We start from the raw sequence: 16755 nt of genomic DNA on the forward strand, positions 1-16755 counted from the left end.
CTGCTCGGCTTCGACCTGCGGCATGTGTGGGCGAACCGCGCGCTGCTGCACCCCGGGCGGGCCGACGTGATCTGGACCCACACCGAGTACGAGCACCTGGGCGTCGGGCTGCTGCGCCGGCTGGGCGTGCCGAGCGCGCCGATCGTCGCGCAGTCGATCTGGCTGGTCGACGAATGGAGCCGCTGGTCGGGCGTGCGGCGGCGCCTGGTGCGCTGGCTGATGCGCGATGCCGAGGCTGCCACCTTCCACTCGCCGCTGAACATGGTGCGCGCCCGCGAGTTCGACCTCGGCGAGCGGCAGGTGATCGTCGACTTCGGCATCTCGCTCGACAGCTATCCGATCGCGACCGAGCGGCCGCAGGCGGTGCTCGATGGCACGCGTGCGCTGCACGTGCTGGCGCTCGGCAACGACCGGCACCGCGACTGGGAGACGCTCGCGCAGGCGCTGGGCGGGCGCGACGGCGTCGAGTTGCGCATCGGCTCGAGCCATTTCCCGGCGCGACTCGCGCAGCCCAACATCAGTGCGCACCCGATGACGCAGGCCGAGGTGGTCGCGAACTACGGCTGGGCCGATCTGGTCGTCGTGCCGCTGCACGAGAACCTGCATGCCTCCGGACTCACCGCGGTGCTCGAGGCGACAGCGCGCGGCGTGCCGGTGGTGGCGACGCGCGCCGGCGGGCTGGACCACTATTTCGACGACGACGGCATCGCGTTCTTCGCGCCGCACGACGCGGCCGACCTGTGGCGCGCGCTCGATGCGCTGGTGACGACGCCGGGCCGGCGCGCCGCGCAGGTCGCGAGCGCGCAGCAGCGGCTGCTGTCGCGCCGCTTCAGCTCCGAAGGCTTCGCGACGCGCCATGTCGAACTGAGCCGACGACTCGTCGGTGCGGGCCACGAGCCGGCGCCGGTTTCCACCACGTCCTTGCGCACACCCTGATGACGACGACACCGCCCCGCCGCCCCCGCCTCGGCGTGGACTTCCACACCTGGGACGGCATCTTCCAGGGCTCGCGCAGCCACATCCTCGGGCTGTACCGCGAGGCGATCCGGCTCGCGCCGGACATCGACTTCGTGTTCCTGCTCGACGGCACCGACAGCCTGCGCGACGCGCATGCCGAATTCGGTGCGCCGAACGTCGAACTGGTGCGCATGCCGCACCAGCGCGCGCCGATCCGTCTCGGGGTGCAACTGCCGTGGCTGCAGTGGAAGCACCGCATCGACCTGCTGCACATGCAGTACCGGCTGCCGTTCGTGCGCACCGGTGCGTGCGCGTGCACGATCCACGACCTGCTGTTCGAGACGCATCCGCAGTTCTTTCCGCGCGGCTTCGTGCTGCAGTCGAAGCTGACGTTCCGGCATGCGGCGCGGCGCGCGAAGCTGCTGTTCGCGGTGAGCCAGTTCTCGAAGGGCGAGATCGCGCGGCTGTACGGCGTGCCGGCCGACGACATCGCGATCACCTACAACGGCGTGGATCCGCAGCGTTTCAAGCCCGGGCCGGAGGGTGCCGACGCGGTGCGCGAGCTCGGGCTGGAGCCGGGCGGCTACCTGCTGACGGTGGGGCGCCTGGAGCCGCGCAAGAACCACGAGACGCTGATCCACGCGTATGCCGAGCTGGGGGCCGATGCGCCGCCGCTGGTGGTCGTCGGGCAGCGCGATTTCAGCTACGAGCAGATCGACCGGGCCGTCGTGGCGCACGGGCTGCAGCAGCGCGTGCGCTTCCTGTCGAAGGTGGGCGACCAGGCGCTTCCGGCGGTGATGCGGCATGCGATGGCATTCGCGTACCCGGCCTTCGCCGAGGGCTTCGGGATGCCGGTGGCCGAGGCGATGGCGAGCGGCGTGCCGGTGATCACGTCCAACACCACCTCGCTGCCCGAGGTGGGTGGCGCGGCAGCGCTGTATGCCGATCCGAACTCCCCTGCCGAGCTGGCCGCCGCGCTGCGGCGGGTGATCGGCGATGCCGGGCTGCGCGAGCGCATGCGCGAGCAGGGCCTGGCGCAGGTGCGCAAGTTCGACTGGCAGCAATCCGCGCAGGTGCTGGTGCATGGCGTGCGCAGCTTCTTCGCACCGCGGTTCGAGAACCTCGGCGCGCTCAATCCCACCTCCACACCCGATCGATGATGACCAAGACCCTCCGCATCCTCGGCACGCGCGGCGTGCCGGCCGCCCACGGCGGTTTCGAGACCTTTGCCGAGCACCTGGCGCTGTACCTGGTGGAGCGCGGCTGGCGCGTGGTCGTGTACTGCCAGGAGGACGGCACCGGCCCGGTGTTCGAGGACAGCTGGCGCGGCGTCGAGCGGGTGCGCATGCCGGTGGATGCGCCGGGGCCGAAGGGCACGATCGCGTTCGACTGGCAGGCCACGCGCCATGCCGCGAAGCACCGCGACCTGTGCCTGACGCTCGGCTACAACACGGCGGTGTTCTGTGCGCTGCTGCGGCTGAAGGGGGTGCCGAACCTGATCAACATGGACGGCATCGAGTGGTCGCGCGCGAAGTGGGGTGGTGTCGCGAAGACCTGGTTCTGGATGAACGACTGGGCCGGTTGCTGGCTGGGCAACCACCTGGTGGCCGATCACCCCGAGATCAAGCATCACCTGGGCACGCGCGTGAACGCGAACAAGGTGACGACGATCGCCTACGGGGCCGACCCGCTGCGCGACATGCCGACCGGCCCGGTGCACGGGCTGGGGCTGGAACCGGGCCGCTACCTGACGCTGGTGGCCCGACCCGAGCCCGAGAACTCGATCCTGGAGGTGGTGCAGGGCTTCTCGCGCGCGCCGCGCGGCGTGACACTGACGGTGCTGGGCAACTACTCGCCGGACAACGCATACCACCGCGCGGTGAAGGAAGCGGCGAGCGCCGAGGTGAAGTTCGTCGGTGCGATCTACGACAAGCCGACGGTGCAATCGCTGCGTTTCCACAGCATGGCCTACGTGCACGGCCACCAGGTGGGCGGCACCAATCCGTCGCTGGTGGAGGCGCTGGGCGCAGGCAATGCGGTGATCGCGCACGACAACCGATTCAACCGCTGGGTGGCCGGCCCGCAGGCGGGCTATTTCAGCGGTGCCGACGGATTCGCGACGACGCTGGAGGCTGTGCTGAAGGATCCGACTCGCCTGGCCACGATGCAGCAAGCCAGCCGCAGCCGCTTCGAAGAATGCTTCACCTGGAACCACATCCTGGCCCAGTACGAGCAATTGCTTCTGCAATGGTTGCCCGCAACGTCCGATGCCGGCATTCGAGAGCGTGCCTCCTGAGATGCAGTGCCCGCCCGCTTGTCGGTCACTTCAGTCTTTTCCCCTCCACCAGAGCGGCTGGTGCTTCGCGGTGGGTGGGGCCCTGCGCTGGGGGCGATTTCTGAGGCGACGAAGAAGCTTGGTTTCGGGGGTGGCGCGCGTCAGCGCGCTTCGTAGACATACTCATCGGCTGTGTTTGACCACAGCGAACGAAGTGAGCGGAGGGAGTTTGCCGATGCATCCCCGAAGCCGAGCTTCTTCGTGGAGTCGGCGCCCCCGGGGCGCCGACCGCCTCGGCATGAGCCCCCAGCGCAGGGCCCCACCCGCCGCGACACGCAGAAACAGAAGCGACAACCCCCTCACACGAACGCATCGCCCATTCAGGGGGGAGACCCCTCCCACCGGCCCTGCCCTTGCTTACGATCTCTTGTTGCCCCCGGCGCAAGAGAGCGAAGCCATGATGTCCCTGCCTGTCGAGGTCGAAGTTGCGAAGGCACTCATCGACGATTCCGCGTTCGTCACCATCCGCGGCGTGCGGCTGTCGCTCGATGAACTGATCGAGCCGCGCTTGGCCGACATCGCCTACCTCGATGAATTGCGATCGCGCATGCAGTCGGCCTCGCCCTACCCCCACCTCGTCGTGCAGGACTGGTTCAACCCTCGCCTGCTCGAGCTGGTTCATGAAGAATTCGACGTGCTCCCCCGCGACCACTGGAGCACCCAGACCAACGCCTATGCCCGCGTCGAGCGCTCGCGCGTCGGCGCCCGCATGGGGCCGGCCAGCCAGCTGTATTTCTGGACGCTCGGCTCCAGCTTCTTCCTGCATGCGCTCTCGCACATCAGCGGCGTGCCCGACCTCGTCAACGATGCCCACCTGTTCGGCGGCGGCCTGCACGAGACGCTGTCCGGCGGCTCGTTCGGCATCCATGCCGATTTCGACCGCCACCCGCGCACCGCCCTCCACAACGAGATGGTGTTCATCACCTACCTCAACAAGAACTGGCAGCCGCCGTGGCACGGCGCGCTCGAGCTGTGGGACGCCGACCGCAAGCAATGCGTCGGCACCGTCGAACCCGAGTTCGGCCGCTCGATCCTGATGAGCCACGGCCGCACCCACTACCACGGCCATTCGCAGCCGCTCGCGGTGCCGGAAGGCGTCACGCGGCGCTCCATCGCGGCCTACTACTACGCCAACCGCTTCGCCCGTGAAGACCGCCGCGAAGCCATGCTGTCCACCTACCTGTTCGCGAGCCGCAGCGACCGCAGCAAACAGTTTCTGAAGCAGATCCTGCCGCCGATCGTCATCTCGGCGATCAAGCGGCTGACGCGCCGATAATCCCTACCCCCACGTCAACGAACAACAACGAGCCCAGGAAGAAAGAAGCCGCCATGTCCACGCCCTCCACCCCGCCGACCCCGCTGTCCGTCCTCCCCGTCATCATGGCCGGTGGCAGCGGCACGCGGCTGTGGCCGCTGTCGCGCGCCGGCTTCCCGAAGCAGTTCCTCGTGCTGTCGGGCAACCAGAGCCTGTTCCAGCAGGCGGTGCAACGCGTCGAAAGCCTCGGCGCCGCCGACATCGCGGTGCAGGCGCCGCTCATCGTCGGCAACGAGGAGCACCGCTTCCTCGTGCTCGACCAGCTGCGCGAGTTGCGCACCGATCCCGCCGCCGTCGTGCTCGAGCCGCAAGGCCGCAACACCGCGCCCGCGATGACGCTCGCCGCACTTGCCGGCATCGAGAACGGGCAGGACCCGATCCTCGTCGTGACCGCCGCCGACCACGTCGTCACCAAGCCCGCGGCCTTCACCGCGGCGCTGCAGCGGGCCGTGCGCGCCGCCGCCGACGGCGCCATCGTCGTCCTCGGCATCACGCCCGACCGCCCCGAGACCGGCTACGGCTACATCCGCAGCACGCCCGACGGCAAGGTCGCGCAGTTCGTCGAGAAGCCCGACCTGGCCACCGCCGAGCACTACCTGCGCGAAGGCCAGTACCTGTGGAACAGCGGCATGTTCGTGCTGAAGGCCTCGGTGTGGCTGGCCGCGCTGGAGCACTTCCGCCCCGACATCGCCGCCGCCACCCGCGCCTCGTGGGCCGCGCGCAGCAGCGATGCGAAGTTCGTGCGCCCCGGCAAGGCCGAGTTCGCCGCGGTGCCGTCCGAATCGGTCGACTACGCGGTGATGGAACGCTGCCCCGGCAGCCCCTTCGACATCCGCATGGTCGCGCTGGACGCCGGCTGGAACGACCTGGGCGCCTGGGACGCGGTCTGGCAGGTGGCCGACAAGGACGGCCGCGGCAACGCGAGCGTCGGCGACGTGTTGCTGCAGGACAGCGACAACACGCTGGTGCATGCCACCAGCCGGCTGGTCAGCGTGATCGGCCTGAGCGACGTGGTCGTCGTCGAGACGCCCGATGCGGTGATGGTCAGCGACCGCGCCCGCAGCCAGGAGGTCAAGAAGATCGTCGGCGAGCTCGGCGCGCGCGGCCGCGGCGAGCACAACCTGCACCGCAAGGTGCATCGCCCCTGGGGCTGGTACGACAGCATCGACTCCGGCGCGCGCTTCCAGGTCAAGCGCATCCTGGTCAACCCGGGCGCCTCGCTGAGCCTGCAGATGCACCACCACCGCGCCGAACACTGGATCGTCGTCTGCGGCACCGCCGAGATCACCAACGGCGACAAGGTGATGATCCTCACCGAGAACCAGAGCACCTACATTCCCCTCGGCCAGACGCACCGGCTCGCGAACCCCGGCAAGGTGCCGCTGGAAATCATCGAAGTCCAATCGGGCTCGTACCTCGGCGAGGACGACATCGTCCGCTTCGAGGACACCTACGGGCGAACCAAGTAAAGACAGGGATCCTTTCATGACCATCCTCGTGACCGGCGGTGCCGGCTTCATCGGCAGCAACTTCGTGCTGGACTGGCTGGCGCAGAGCGACGAGACCGTCGTCAACCTCGACGCGCTGACCTATGCCGGCAACCTCGAGAACCTCGCGTCGCTGAACGGCAACCCTCGCCATGTGTTCGTGAAGGGCGACATCTGCGACCGCGCGCTGGTCGACGCGACGCTCGCGCAGCACCGGCCGCGGGCGATCGTGCACTTCGCCGCCGAGAGCCACGTCGACCGCAGCATCCACGGCCCCGGCGCGTTCATGCGCACCAACATCGACGGCACCTTCACGCTGCTCGAAGCCGCGCGCGGCCTGTGGAGCACGCTCGAGGACGAGGCGAAGGCGGCGTTCCGCTTCCACCACGTCAGCACCGACGAGGTCTACGGCTCGCTGTCGCCGACCGACCCGGCCTTCGCCGAGACCAAGGGCTTCGAGCCGAACAGCCCCTACTCGGCCAGCAAGGCGGCCAGCGACCACTTGGTGCGCGCGTGGCACCACACGTACGGCCTACCGGTCGTCACCACGAACTGCAGCAACAACTACGGGCCGTACCACTTCCCCGAGAAGCTGATCCCGCTGATGATCGTCAACGCGCTGGCGGGCAAGGCACTGCCGATCTACGGCGACGGCCAGAACGTGCGCGACTGGCTGTACGTGCGCGACCACGCGAGCGCGATCCGCGCGGTGCTGGCGGGCGGGCGCGTCGGCGAGACCTACAACATCGGCGGCTGGAACGAGAAGACCAACCTGGAGATCGTCCACACGATCTGCGCGCTGCTCGACGAGTTGAAGCCCGATGCGGCCGGCTCGTACAAGCGCCTGATCACCTACGTGAAGGACCGCCCGGGCCACGACCGCCGCTACGCGATCGATGCGCGCAAGGTCGAGCGCGAGCTCGGCTGGCGCCCGGCCGAGACCTTCGACACCGGCATCCGCAAGACGGTGCAGTGGTACCTCGACAACGCCGGCTGGGTCGCCAACGTGCAGAGCGGCGGCTACCGCGACTGGGTCGCGAAGAACTACGGCGAGGCGGCGGCCGCATGAAGATCCTGTTGCTCGGCAAAGGCGGCCAGGTCGGCTGGGAGTTGCAGCGCGCCCTGGCGCCGCTCGGCGAGCTGACCGCGCTCGATTTCGACACGCCGGGTGCGCTGAAGGCCGACTTCTCGAGGCCCGACACGCTGGCCGCGACGGTGCGTGCGGTGAACCCGGACGTGATCGTCAATGCCGCGGCGCACACCGCGGTCGACAAGGCCGAGGGCGAGCCGGCGCTGGCACGCGCGATCAACGCGACCGGCCCCGGCGTGCTGGCGCGCGAGGCGGCGGCGCTCGGCGCCTGGCTGGTGCACTACAGCACCGACTACGTGTTCGACGGCAGCGGCCACGCGCCGCGCCGCGAAGACGCACCGACCGGCCCGCTCAGCGTCTACGGCCAGACCAAGCTCGAGGCCGAGGAGCTGATCCGCGGCAGCGGCTGCAAGCACCTGATCCTGCGCACCAGCTGGGTCTACGCCGCGCGCGGCGGCAACTTCGCGCGCACGATGCTGCGGCTGGCCGGCGAGCGCGACAAGCTGACGGTGATCGACGACCAGATCGGCGCGCCGACCGGTGCCGACCTGCTGGCCGACGTCAGCGTGCACGCGCTGCGCGCCGCGATGGCCGACGCGAAGCTCGCCGGCACGTACCACGCGGTGGCCGCCGGCGAAACCAGCTGGCACGGCTATGCGCGCTTCGTCATCGAATGGGCGCGTGCGCGCGGCCACGCGATCAAGGTGGCGCCCGAGGCGATCGAGCCGGTGCCGACCACCGCGTTCCCGACGCCGGCGAAGCGCCCGCTGAATTCGCGGCTGTCGTGCGACAAGCTGAACCAGGCCTTCGGGCTGCGCATGCCGGCGTGGCAGGCCGGCGTCGAACGCATGCTCACTGAAGTGCTGGGCTGACAACACTCGTTTGGGAGAACATATGAACCGCAAAGGCATCATCCTCGCCGGGGGCTCCGGTACCCGGCTGCACCCGGCGACGCTCGCGCTGAGCAAGCAGCTGATCCCGGTGTACGACAAGCCGATGATCTATTACCCGCTCAGCGCGCTGCTGCTGGCCGGCATCCGCGAGATCCTGATCATCAGCACGCCGCAGGACACGCCGCGCTTCCAGCAGCTGCTGGGCGACGGCCGGCAGTGGGGTCTCGACCTGACCTACGCGGTGCAGCCGAGCCCGGACGGCCTCGCGCAGGCCTTCCTGATCGGTGAGCAGTTCCTGGCCGGCGCGCCGAGCGCGCTGGTGCTGGGCGACAACATCTTCTACGGCCATGACCTGGGCACCCGGCTGACGGACGCGGCCACGCGCACCAGCGGCGCGACGGTGTTCGCCTACCCGGTGACGGATCCGGAGCGCTATGGCGTGGTCGAGTTCAACGACCAGGCGCAGGCGATCAGCCTCGAGGAGAAGCCGAAGCAGCCGAAGAGCCGTTATGCGGTGACGGGCCTGTACTTCTACGACGAGAAKGTCGTGTCGTATGCGAAGAGCCTGAAGCCGAGCCCGCGCGGCGAGCTGGAGATCACCGACCTGAACCGGCTGTACCTCGAGGCCGGCACGCTCGAAGTGCAGATCTTCGGCCGCGGCGACGCGTGGCTCGACACCGGCACGCACGATTCGCTGCTGGAGGCGAGCGCCTTCATCCAGACGCTCGAGAAGCGGCAAGGCCTGAAGGCCTGCTGCCCCGAGGAGATCTGCTGGCGCAAGGGCTGGATCACGTCGGCGCAGCTCGAAGCGCTGGCCAAGCCCTTGGCCAAGAGCGGCTACGGCCAGTACCTGCTGCAACTGATGCACGACAAGGTGTTCTGATGAAGGTCATCAAGACAGAGATTGCCGACGTGCTGGCGTTCGAGCCGAAGGTGTTCGGCGATGCGCGCGGCTTCTTCATGGAGAGCTACAACGGCCGCGTCTTCGCCGAGGCGGTCGGGCGCGAGACCGTCTTCGTGCAGGACAACCATTCGCGCTCGGCGCGCGGGGTGCTGCGCGGGCTGCACTTCCAGTACGCGCCGCATGCGCAAGGCAAGCTGGTGCGGGTGACGAGCGGCGCGGTGTTCGATGTCGCGGTCGACATCCGCCGCGCGAGCCCGACCTTCGGCCGCTGGGTGGGCATGGAGCTGAGCGCCGAGAACAACCGGCAGCTGTGGATCCCGCCCGGCCTGGCGCACGGCTTCCTGGTGCTGAGCGAGACGGCCGACTTCCTCTACAAGACGACCGACTACTACGCGCCGAAGGAAGAGGGCTGCGTGCGCTGGGACGATCCCGAGCTCGGGATCGCCTGGCCCGACGTCGGTGGCGCGCCGCAGCTGTCGGCCAAGGACGCGGCGGCGTTGCCGCTGCGGGAAGCGAGGCTCGAATGACGAAGGCGATGATCCTCGCGGCCGGCCAGGGCACGCGCGTGCGTCCGCTGACGCGCGACCTGCCGAAGCCGATGGTGCCGATCCTCGGCAAGCCGGTGATGGAGTACCTGATCGAGCACCTGGCGCGCTATGGCGTGCGGCAGATCATGGTCAACGTCGCGTTCAACCACCGCAAGATCGAGAGCCATTTCGGCGACGGCCACCGCTGGGGTGTCGAGATCGGCTATTCGTACGAAGGCGTGCGCGAGCACGGCGAGATCGTGCCGAAGCCGATGGGTTCGGCCGGCGGCATGAAGAAGATCCAGGATTTCTCCGGCTTCTTCGACGAGACGACCATCGTGCTGTGCGGCGATGCACTGATCGACCTGGATTTCGGCGCGGCGCTGTTCGAGCACCGCAGCAAGGGGGCGTTGGCGAGCGTGGTGACGCTGGACGTGCCGCGCAGCGAGGTGCAGAACTACGGCATCGTGAAGTGCGACAAGGACGGCCATGTCGAGTCGTTCCAGGAGAAGCCGAAGCCGGAGGAGGCGCACAGCACGCTGGCCTCGACGGGCATCTACATCTTCGAGCCGTCGGTGCTCGATCTCGTGCCGAGCGGCGCGGTGTTCGACATCGGCAGCCAGCTGTTCCCGCTGATGGTGGAGCGCCAGCTGCCGTTCTATGCGCAGAGCCGCTTCTTCAACTGGATCGACATCGGGCGCGTCAGCGACTACTGGAGCGTGCTGCAACGGGTGCTGCGCGGCGAGGTGGCGCAGATGGACATGCCGGGGCGCGAGGTGCGGCCGGGCGTGTGGGTGGGGCTGAACACGCGGGTGCCGTGGGACGAGGTGACGATCAACGGGCCGGTGTACATCGGCTCGGGCGTGGAGATCGAGCCGGGCGTGACGATCCAGGGGCCGACGTGGATCGGCACGGGCAGCCACCTGCGGCGCAACTCGAAGGTGGTGCACAGCGTGCTGTTCGAGTACACGCGGATCGGTGAGGGGCAGACGTTCACGGACATGATCGTGGCGCCTTTGTACTGCGTGGATCGCAAGGGCAAGACGTTCTACCAGGGCGACGAGGAATGCACGCTGCGTTGGTCTGACGCACGGGCTTGAGTCTTCTGGTTCTGCGCGTCGCGGCGCGGCGCGGCGGGTGAGGGGATGGGCTGGGGGCTCAGCCTCGGCGGTCGGCCCTGGCGGGCCGACTCCACGAAGAAGCTCGGCTTCGGGGGTGCATCGCCAAACTCCCTCCGCTCACTGCGTTCGCTGTGGTCAAACAGTGGCGATGAGCATGTCTACGAAGCGCGCTGGCGCGCGCCACCCCCGAAACCAAGCTTCTTCGTCRCCTCAGAAGTCGCCCCCAACCCATCCCCTCACCCGCCGCGCCGCTMARCACCACCAGCTCTTGTTGGGGGGAAAAGATTGAAGTGACCGACGAGCGTGCTGGCGCTCGCATGCCTTGTCCATCATTTGTTCGCTTGTCACCGCCGMAGKASCRGRGCGGTGGCACAAAGGCGCGGGTGGGGAGGCTGTGGCGCGCCAATAAGGAGGGGGCGCCGGAGCTGGCTGGTTTCATRGCCCGCGTGCGCAGCACGCTTCGTGMACTGACTGTCGCCCACTGTTTGACCACAACGAACGAAGTGAGTGGCGGGAGTTTGGGCGACGGGCCATGAAATCAGCCAGCGCAGGGGAGTCAGCGCCCCGCCAGGGGCGATGACCGCACCCGACGGCGCGCCACAGCCTCCCCACCCGCGCCTTTCCGCGCAGCAACCGCACGAGAACGAAAAAGGCCTCGCAGTTTGCGCTGCGAGGCCTTTCGTCAGAGCCTCAACTGAGGCCCGAACCTTACTCTTGCGGACGACGGCGGCGCGACACGAACACGATCGCGCCCAGGCCGGCCAGCAGCATCGCGTACGTCGCCGGCTCCGGAACGGCCGTGACGGTGATGTTCTGCAGCGCCAGGCTGAACTTCTGCGGGTACACGCCCAGCAGCGCGAAGATCAGGAAGCTGTCGCCGCCTGCCTTCGTCACGAACGAGTACGTGTTCCAACCGGTCGTCTTCGTCGAGTCGGACAGCTGGTCGAACGTGCCCGGGCCCTTCTGGCTGTCGAACAGGAACGCGAAGTCCAGCGTGCGGTCCAGCGGACCACCCGTCTTCTCCGCTTCATATTGGAAGCTCACGTTGTACAGCCCCGGCGCGAGGTTGTCGAACACCTCGTAGCAGAAGCTCTGACCCAGCTTGCTCTTCAGCGRATCGTCGCAGCTCTCGCTGCTGGCGAACGCCGACCCGGTCGCGAAGGTCATCGCGGTCAGGGCCAGTGAAACTAGAAACTTCTTCATGGATACCTCCTGGTGATTAGGTGCTTTCCCGTATGCAAGACACACGCCACTTTCAGATCCCATCCCCAGTTCAAGGGGGGTCGATCGAGGCGCACAGGGCAAGAGGCAGCCGGCATGCCCAGCCGGCTTCACTTCGAACCGCTCTTTGCCCCTCAAAAGCGGCCGAATTTGCCGCAGCAACTACCTTTCGGCAGCCCAAGCTTGCCGATTTCCGCCCTGTATCGCTTCGTTACTGCTTGCAAGTGGCTGCAAACTGCCTTCAAGTCGACACATCAGCATGGTCCATGCCTGGGCGAATTTCCCTGGCGTGGTGCAATGCAGCATGAATTCAGGGCGCCGCGGCACATCGCGTCACGCCATCCGACAAGGCGTCGGACTCAGCGCAGGCTGACCTGCCCGGAACAGCTCCCGGTGGTCGCGCTGTAGGGGTAGGTGATCGTCAGGTTGTCGCCGACGATCTGACGGCGTTCGTGGCCCACGTTGCACGCGAACTGCAGGCTGCGCAGCGGCTGCCACGCGATGCCGAGGCCGTAGGTGGTGGTGTTGTCCTCGCCCTCGGCCGGCGCGGTCACGCCGTTGGCGATGAAGGCGTTGTCCAGCTTGCGCCGGGTGTAGCCGCCCTGTGCGGTGAGCTGGATCTTCGCGGTCGCGTCCCAGCGCGCCTTCAATTGCAGGCCGTGACTGACCCGCGTGTCGCTCGAATCGATCTCGTTGAGCGCCGTGCCGAAGGTGCTGCTGCCCACGCTGCTGTCGCGCGAGAGCTGCGTGTCGAAGTTCAGCTTGCCGGTGGCCTGCCAGTTCCAGCCGAGCGCGCCGGTCCAGGTGTTCGTGTCGCGCTGCGATTGCACCGAATGGTTCTCGCGCGTCACGCTGACACGCGCATTCAGCGTGCTCAGGCCATTCGGCTTCGCGAGCAGGCTGAGGTCGACGTCGTTGCGGCGGAACACATCCGGCTCGACGCCGAAGTTCGGGAAACGCCCCTCGGTGTGCCGGCCGCCGAGCCGCACGCTCAGCGCATCGGAGTCGGCCCAGCGCACGCCGGCGTTCACCGTCTGCTGGCGCACGTCGCGGTTGTCGAACTCCGCGGCCGAATAGCGGCTCTGGTTGCCGGCCCAGCCGCCCTCCAGCGTCCACGCGGTGACGACGCCCACACGCACCTGCAGCCCGGCGCCCGTCGTGCGCAGCTGGTTCTTGCCGGTGTAGCGGTTCTGGCTGTCGAGGTCATAGCGGTACAGGCTGCTGCGCTGCTCGGCCGTCAGTTCGCCCGACACGCGCTCGATGGTCGACCAGTCGAGCCGCGCCGACAGCCGGTGGTCGGTGTTGTTCAGCTGCGTGTTGTTCTTGTAGCGGTTGATGTTGGCTTCGAGCCCGGCCGTGAAACGCTGCCGGCCGAACGGCTGGTCGATCGCGGCACGCAGCCCGGTCGACGACACCGCATCGCGCGCCGCCGGCTCGCCATCGGGCGCGCGGAACAGGTTGTTGTCGGCCGAGATGGCCTGGCTGATGCCGAACACGTACGGATCGGATTCGTCACCGGCATGGACGGCGCCGGCGAAGCCGGTCAGGACAAGAACAGCAACCGAAGAACGACGCATAGGTACACCAAATACAAAAGAACGATCAAGCAACGCCCGCGGAACCGGCTTCGCCCGGCCGCCGGGTGGCGCCCCTCGGGGGCAGGAGCGAAGCGACTGGGGGGCCCACATCAATATGCGTTGCGGTCGAAGAGGACGAGCCGCACGGTGCGCACGATGATCATCAAGTCCAACCCGATCGACCAGTTGCGCAGGTACTCCAGGTCGTACTCGACGCGCGCGGCCATCTTGTCCAGCGTGTCGGTCTCGCCGCGAAAACCGTTCACCTGCGCCCAGCCGGTGATGCCCGGGCGCACCTTGTGCCGCACCATGTAGGCCTGGATCATCTTGCGGTACTGCTCGTTGTGCGCCACCGCATGCGGGCGCGGCCCGACGATGCTCATGCGCCCCTGCAGCACGTTGATCAGCTGCGGCAGTTCGTCGAGCGAGGTCTTGCGGATGAACGCGCCGAACGGCGTGATGCGCGCATCGCCGCGCGTGGCCTGCTTCACCACCGCGCCGTTGTCCTGCGTCGTCATCGAGCGGAACTTGTAGACCTCGATCTCCTCGCCATCCAGCCCGTTGCGCTTCTGGCGGAAGATCACCGGCCCGGGCGAACTCAGCTTCACGCCGATCGCCAGCGCCGCCATCACCGGCGAGATCAGCAGCAGGATCAGCGACGCCAGCACGATGTCGCTGAATCGCTTGACCAGGTCGTTGGTGCCGGTGAACGGCGACTCCAGCAGGCTCACCACCGGCACGCCGGCCATGTCCTGCAGGCGCCCCTGGATCACGCTGACGCCGAACACGTCGGGCGCGTAGTACACCGAGGCGGTCGTGTCCTGCAGCGAGGCCAGCAGGTTCACGATGCGCGGCTGCGACGTCAGCGGCAGCGTGATGTAGACATCGCGCACACCGTGGCGGCGCACCCACTCGGCCAGGTCCTCGAAGCGGCCCTTCACATGCTCGCGCGCATCAGGGTGCAGGCGATCCGGCGAACGGTCCTCGAAGAAGCCGACGAAGTCCTGCCCGAACGAACTGCGCGCCTTCAGCGACTCCAGCACCTTGGCCCCGAGCGGCCCGGCCCCCACCACCACCGCGGGTCGGCGGTATTCCGGCCGCAGCGCCAGGCGCCGCAGCGCCTCCTTGCCCCCGCGCACCGCGATCCATTGCACGACCGGCGTCAGCCCGGCCCACCAGGCCAGCACCCGCCACTCGAAGAACTTCAGGCTGTCGGTCGCATAACCGCACAGCACCAGGATGCCCAGCAGCGCGATCCACGCGCTGAGGATGTCGATGGCCGCGTTCAGGCTGCGGTCCTTGAAGCGGTTCACGCCGGGGAAGCTCAACACCAGCACGAGCATGCACAGCGTCAGTGCCGGCCGCTCGACCGGCTCGTCGAACACGCTGCTGACGGCGAGATAGCACAGCACCGTCAGCAACGGCTCCATCACCGCGGCGATGAAGGAGGTGACGGAGGGCGGTGCTCCGAGGAACAACTGCCTATGGCTGCGTTCTTCGAACATGGGGGAGGTCCGTTGGAAATTTCACGAACCTCCCACGCACGAGGCGTGCCAACTTGCCCGCGCGCTGTAACTGAATTTCTCTCGCCGCGCCAGAGGGTGAATACGGGCGACCTTCCTGTCAGAAAGCCCGGTTCCGGTCACCGTTGGACACAGGTGACCGGTAGATTCGACAAGCTTTTATCCGACACACGTCCGGTTCTTACCGGTTCGCTTCGCCTCGTAGAGCGCTTCGTCGGCGCGTTCGAGCGCGGCCTCGATGGCCTCGCCCTGCCGGTACAGCGTGACGCCGGCCGAGAAGGTGACGAAGACCTGGCGCTGCTCGTGCATGAAGAGCCCGCCGGACAGCGAGCGCTGCAGGCGCGTCAGGATCTGCTCGCCCTCCTGCACCGGGGTGTCGGGCAGCAGCACGACGAACTCCTCGCCGCCGTAGCGCGCCACCATGTCGGTCGGGCGCAGCGCCTTGCTGACCACTTCGGCCAGCGACTTCAGCGCGATGTCGCCGGCCGCATGGCCCAGCTCGTCGTTCAGGCGCTTGAAGTTGTCGACGTCCAGCAGGCCGATCGACAGCTCGGTCTGGCCGCGCTCCATGCGTGCCTTCTCGGCGTCGAAGGCCTGCATCAGGCCGCGGCGGTTGGCGATCTGCGTGAGCTGGTCGGTCGACACCTCTTCCGACAGCCGCCGCAGCTCGCCTTCGAGCTCGGCCACGCGCTCGGACAGGCCGACCGCCTTCGCATGCTCCGACTCGAGCCGGCCCTGCGCCTGGCTGACCAGCGACTGCACGGTGCGGCTCTCCTCGACCATCTCGCGCACGACGCCGGCCAGGCTCTCGAGCGAATCGGCCTTCTCGATGGTGTCGGCATAGCGGCCGACGCTCTCGTGGAAGCGGCCGGTATGCTGGCCCAGCTCGCCCAGCTCGCTGAGCATGCGGTTGATCAGCAGCTTCAGCGCGTCGCGGGCGCGCGCCCTGTCCTCGCGCAGCTGGTGCTGGCGCTGGCGGGTGTGGCCCAGCAGCTCGCTGACCGAGCGCACGCTGCGCGCGGTCAGGCCGCCGTCGATCTGCAGCTTCATCGCGTCGACCTGGCCGCGCGCCCAGCTGTCGTCCTCGGCCAGCTCGGCCAGGCTCGCGGTGAGCTCCTGGCACAGCCCGCTCAGCTGGTCGACGAAGTGATGGCGGTGCGCCAGCATGCGGCGCGCGCGCTCGCACAGCGCGTCGAACTCGTCGGCCTGCAACGCCGTCGGGCCCGGTTCTTCGAGCTGCGCGAGCAGTTCGGCCAGCTGGCGCGACAGCTCGGCGCTCGGGGCCGGCGGCGGCGGCAGCGCGAGTTGCACGGTGCCGCTCAGGCCGTCGGCGACGCGTTGCCACAGCGGGAAGGCCACATCGGCCGGCACGGGCTCGGCACCGGGTGCGGACGATGGCGCGGCCGGCGGCAGCGCATCGAGCGGCGCCGGGTGCGTGAGGCTGTCGTCGGCATCGACCATGTCGTCGACCGTGTCGCTCTCCCAGCTGCCCATCAGCTGGCCCAGCCGCTGCTGCAGCCGCTGCACGTCGCTGCGGCTGCTCGACAGCACCCGCTGCAGGCTGTCCTTCTTGCGCGCCGCGGTCCAGTTGCGCCCGCCGCGCTCGACGCCACGGGTGATGCGCTCGATCAGGCCGGCGAGCGCCGCGGCCTGGGCGGCGCTGTCGACCGCCGAGGTGGCGGCCGCCGCGGCAGGCGGGGTGCGCGCCGCCGTCGGCTGGACGCCGGATTCAAGCTGGTAGGCCCGGGCGTAGTTCTCGGGCGTCGGCTCCAGCTTGTCGACCACGAGGCGGCGCAGCGCGGCCT

14 protein-coding genes are annotated in these 16755 nt (G+C 68.4%); 10 read left to right on the plus strand and 4 right to left on the minus strand.

Features of this window, described 5'->3' with window-relative positions; translation table 11 throughout:
• The 10 genes from AC1D12_RS06940 to AC1D12_RS06985 all read left to right on the plus strand — a co-directional run.
• Positions 1–936 (plus strand): glycosyltransferase (locus tag AC1D12_RS06940; protein WP_477839555.1); only part of this gene is annotated, 936 nt, incomplete at its 5' end.
• Positions 936–2117, plus strand: coding sequence for a glycosyltransferase family 4 protein (locus AC1D12_RS06945; RefSeq protein WP_477839556.1), 1182 nt, complete (start codon positions 936–938; stop codon positions 2115–2117). The genes AC1D12_RS06940 and AC1D12_RS06945, both read left to right, overlap by 1 nt.
• A complete protein-coding gene (locus AC1D12_RS06950; protein WP_477839558.1) occupies positions 2117–3253 on the plus strand; it encodes a DUF1972 domain-containing protein in 1137 nt (378 codons plus the stop codon). The genes AC1D12_RS06945 and AC1D12_RS06950 overlap by 1 nt, the downstream gene beginning before the upstream one ends.
• 436 nt (positions 3254–3689) lie before the next feature.
• The gene (locus tag AC1D12_RS06955) at positions 3690–4568 is read left to right on the plus strand and encodes a 2OG-Fe(II) oxygenase (protein ID WP_477826138.1); all 879 of its coding nucleotides are present in this window, start codon (positions 3690–3692) and stop codon (positions 4566–4568) included.
• 53 nt (positions 4569–4621) lie between these two features.
• Complete coding sequence (locus AC1D12_RS06960; protein ID WP_477839560.1) at positions 4622–6076, plus strand: mannose-1-phosphate guanylyltransferase/mannose-6-phosphate isomerase; 1455 nt, start codon at positions 4622–4624, stop codon at positions 6074–6076.
• Positions 6077–6092: 16 nt separating this feature from the next.
• Positions 6093–7163 (plus strand): dTDP-glucose 4,6-dehydratase, encoded by a 1071-nt coding sequence (gene rfbB / locus AC1D12_RS06965; protein ID WP_477826136.1) that lies wholly within the window; start codon positions 6093–6095, stop codon positions 7161–7163.
• Entirely contained in the window at positions 7160–8056 is an 897-nt protein-coding gene (gene rfbD / locus AC1D12_RS06970) for a dTDP-4-dehydrorhamnose reductase (protein ID WP_477826135.1), read from the plus strand. The genes rfbB and rfbD overlap by 4 nt, the downstream gene beginning before the upstream one ends.
• A 22-nt stretch (positions 8057–8078) precedes the next feature.
• Complete coding sequence (rfbA, locus tag AC1D12_RS06975) at positions 8079–8960, plus strand: glucose-1-phosphate thymidylyltransferase RfbA (protein ID WP_477839561.1); 882 nt, start codon at positions 8079–8081, stop codon at positions 8958–8960.
• Positions 8960–9508 (plus strand): dTDP-4-dehydrorhamnose 3,5-epimerase, encoded by a 549-nt coding sequence (rfbC, locus tag AC1D12_RS06980; RefSeq protein ID WP_477839563.1) that lies wholly within the window; start codon positions 8960–8962, stop codon positions 9506–9508. The genes rfbA and rfbC overlap by 1 nt, the downstream gene beginning before the upstream one ends.
• An 8-nt stretch (positions 9509–9516) precedes the next feature.
• Positions 9517–10608 (plus strand): nucleotidyltransferase family protein, encoded by a 1092-nt coding sequence (locus AC1D12_RS06985; RefSeq protein ID WP_477839571.1) that lies wholly within the window; start codon positions 9517–9519, stop codon positions 10606–10608.
• Between the two features lie 729 nt (positions 10609–11337).
• Here the strand turns inward: AC1D12_RS06985 and AC1D12_RS06990 are convergent.
• The 4 genes from AC1D12_RS06990 to AC1D12_RS07005 form a co-directional block, all read right to left on the minus strand.
• Positions 11338–11832 carry a PEP-CTERM sorting domain-containing protein gene (locus AC1D12_RS06990; protein WP_477839565.1) on the minus strand — a complete coding sequence of 165 codons (495 nt, stop codon included), beginning with the start codon at positions 11830–11832 and terminating at the stop codon, positions 11338–11340.
• A 377-nt stretch (positions 11833–12209) separates the two neighbouring features.
• The gene (locus AC1D12_RS06995; RefSeq protein ID WP_477839567.1) at positions 12210–13427 is read right to left on the minus strand and encodes a porin family protein; all 1218 of its coding nucleotides are present in this window, start codon (positions 13425–13427) and stop codon (positions 12210–12212) included.
• Between the two features lie 110 nt (positions 13428–13537).
• Positions 13538–14932 carry an undecaprenyl-phosphate glucose phosphotransferase gene (locus AC1D12_RS07000; RefSeq protein WP_477828071.1) on the minus strand — a complete coding sequence of 465 codons (1395 nt, stop codon included), beginning with the start codon at positions 14930–14932 and terminating at the stop codon, positions 13538–13540.
• 177 nt (positions 14933–15109) lie between these two features.
• Positions 15110–16755 (minus strand): GGDEF domain-containing protein (locus AC1D12_RS07005; protein ID WP_477839569.1); only part of this gene is annotated, 1646 nt, incomplete at its 5' end.

It is taken from the genome of Rhizobacter sp. P1_G5, from assembly GCF_056405435.1.

Excerpts from the sequence above, each read along its gene's own strand:
- AC1D12_RS06945 (WP_477839556.1), top strand. The coding sequence starts at position 936 with ATGACGACGACACCGCCCCGCCGCCCCCGCCTCGGCGTGGACTTCCAC.
- AC1D12_RS06950 (WP_477839558.1), top strand. The coding sequence starts at position 2,117 with ATGACCAAGACCCTCCGCATCCTCGGCACGCGCGGCGTGCCGGCCGCC.
- AC1D12_RS06955 (WP_477826138.1), top strand. The coding sequence starts at position 3,690 with ATGATGTCCCTGCCTGTCGAGGTCGAAGTTGCGAAGGCACTCATCGAC.
- AC1D12_RS06960 (WP_477839560.1), top strand. The coding sequence starts at position 4,622 with ATGTCCACGCCCTCCACCCCGCCGACCCCGCTGTCCGTCCTCCCCGTC.
- rfbB (WP_477826136.1), top strand. The coding sequence starts at position 6,093 with ATGACCATCCTCGTGACCGGCGGTGCCGGCTTCATCGGCAGCAACTTC.
- rfbD (WP_477826135.1), top strand. The coding sequence starts at position 7,160 with ATGAAGATCCTGTTGCTCGGCAAAGGCGGCCAGGTCGGCTGGGAGTTG.
- rfbC (WP_477839563.1), top strand. The coding sequence starts at position 8,960 with ATGAAGGTCATCAAGACAGAGATTGCCGACGTGCTGGCGTTCGAGCCG.
- AC1D12_RS06985 (WP_477839571.1), top strand. The coding sequence starts at position 9,517 with ATGATCCTCGCGGCCGGCCAGGGCACGCGCGTGCGTCCGCTGACGCGC.
- AC1D12_RS06995 (WP_477839567.1), bottom strand. The coding sequence starts at position 13,427 with ATGCGTCGTTCTTCGGTTGCTGTTCTTGTCCTGACCGGCTTCGCCGGC.
- AC1D12_RS07000 (WP_477828071.1), bottom strand. The coding sequence starts at position 14,932 with ATGTTCGAAGAACGCAGCCATAGGCAGTTGTTCCTCGGAGCACCGCCC.